Origin of the sequence: Acinetobacter lactucae (genome assembly GCF_013344765.1) — a bacterium.
GTDB lineage: Bacteria > Pseudomonadota > Gammaproteobacteria > Pseudomonadales > Moraxellaceae > Acinetobacter > Acinetobacter lactucae_A.
Genome location: NZ_JABVBF010000313.1, coordinates 1 through 1,493 on the forward strand (window position 1 = coordinate 1; position 1,493 = coordinate 1,493).

At 33.7% G+C, this 1,493-nt stretch carries 1 protein-coding gene and 1 pseudogene; one reads left to right on the forward strand and one right to left on the reverse strand.

Annotated features, from left to right (window positions below; translation table 11 throughout):
- Positions 1 to 178 (forward strand): annotated as a pseudogene (locus HUN22_RS18295) (hypothetical protein); the annotation flags it as partial.
- Positions 179 to 452: 274 nt separating this feature from the next.
- On the opposite strand, the gene HUN22_RS16960 reads toward HUN22_RS18295, so the two are convergent.
- On the reverse strand, positions 453 to 1,493 hold a 1,041-nt coding region (locus HUN22_RS16960), incomplete at its 5' end, for a GGDEF domain-containing protein (RefSeq protein WP_174731853.1).

Here is a 1,493-nt window from a genome sequence, read left to right on the forward strand (position 1 = left end):
TCCAAACTATGAAACAATACATGAAAATATTGTTTCAATATTGCCATTTCCAAGTGAGAATATTCCTGTAAAACAACAACGAATCCAACAAAGTTTCTTACTTTATTTTATCAATAAGCTGTGGAGTAAGTTAAAAGGAAAAAATTTAATGAACTGGCGTATTTTTAAATTAGAGTAGTTAAATACTAATTTTAATGACCAATATTTATATAGTTAAAGATGAATATTCATATAAGCAATATAAATTCACTATATAGTTTATATGAATCATCTTCAGTAAGGTATTTCAAAGTTAAATAGAGGAAATGTAAAGTATATAGTAGATCTAAATAATCAATTAGCTTTTCCTACTGATGGAAAAGCTAATTAATTATTTCTGGTCATTTTAATTTGAAAAGGAGCTAAGAGAGATAATAATTAGTCAAAGTCATTTTGAATAGTAGCCTGACTTTCTAAGTTAAATCTACAAGTTGTTCTTCGTTTACCGCAATCTTATATTGATTACGTCCATTCGTTTTTGCTTTATATAATGCATGGTCAGCTCGTGCAACAAAAGCAGAAATTGAATCGTTTAGACGTGGCGTTGTGGTTGCGACTCCAACACTGATGGTCACATAGGGTGAAACATCACTACATGGGTGCTTAATCGCAATCTTATTAATCGCATTCATTAATCGTTCGACCTGTATTACAGCTTGCTGAGCATTTGTCATTGGAAACAGTAGCAGGAACTCTTCACCACCATAACGAGCAACTAAATCACCACTACGAGCAGCAATAGAAGAAATAGCAATTGCGATTTCTTTTAAGCATTCATCACCTTTTATATGTCCTAATGTATCATTATAGGATTTAAAATAATCAATATCGACCATCATAATCGTGAGTGGTGTCTCATGTCGTAATGCACGGCGCCATTCATTATCGAGTGTTTCATCTAGATAACGTCGATTCGCTAAGCCAGTAAGAGCATCTTGTTGTGAAAGTAAAGATAACTGCTGAGCTTGTTGCATTAGCTCAATACGGTTCAGCTCAATCATGCAGTTTTGTAAATAGTTTTCTCGATGTTGACGGTCAGTTGCATAGGCGAGGGTCATTCCCAGAAAACTACTGAAAGTGTAAGTTCGGTTTAAGAAGGTCCAATCGATCACACCATTTAAGTAGTTACTTACTAAAATTCCAACTAGTCCTCCCATCCATCCAGCGAATATGGCGGTATAGAAGCGCATACCAACAGCACCATAAATAATCACGATCGCATACATCATCGCTGCATGAAACAAAACATTATCTTGTCCATTTTCAATAACATTAATTAAAATAAAAGTAATCGCTACCGCTAAAGCTGAGCCAATTCCTACATAATAATCAAAATACTGATTTAATTTTTTAATAAACGATAAAATCCAAGCAATAAGAACAATTACACCTACCCACGAATAATAACTAAACCAGGGTAAAACTTGCTCAGTTGGTAAAACTTGGTATATACC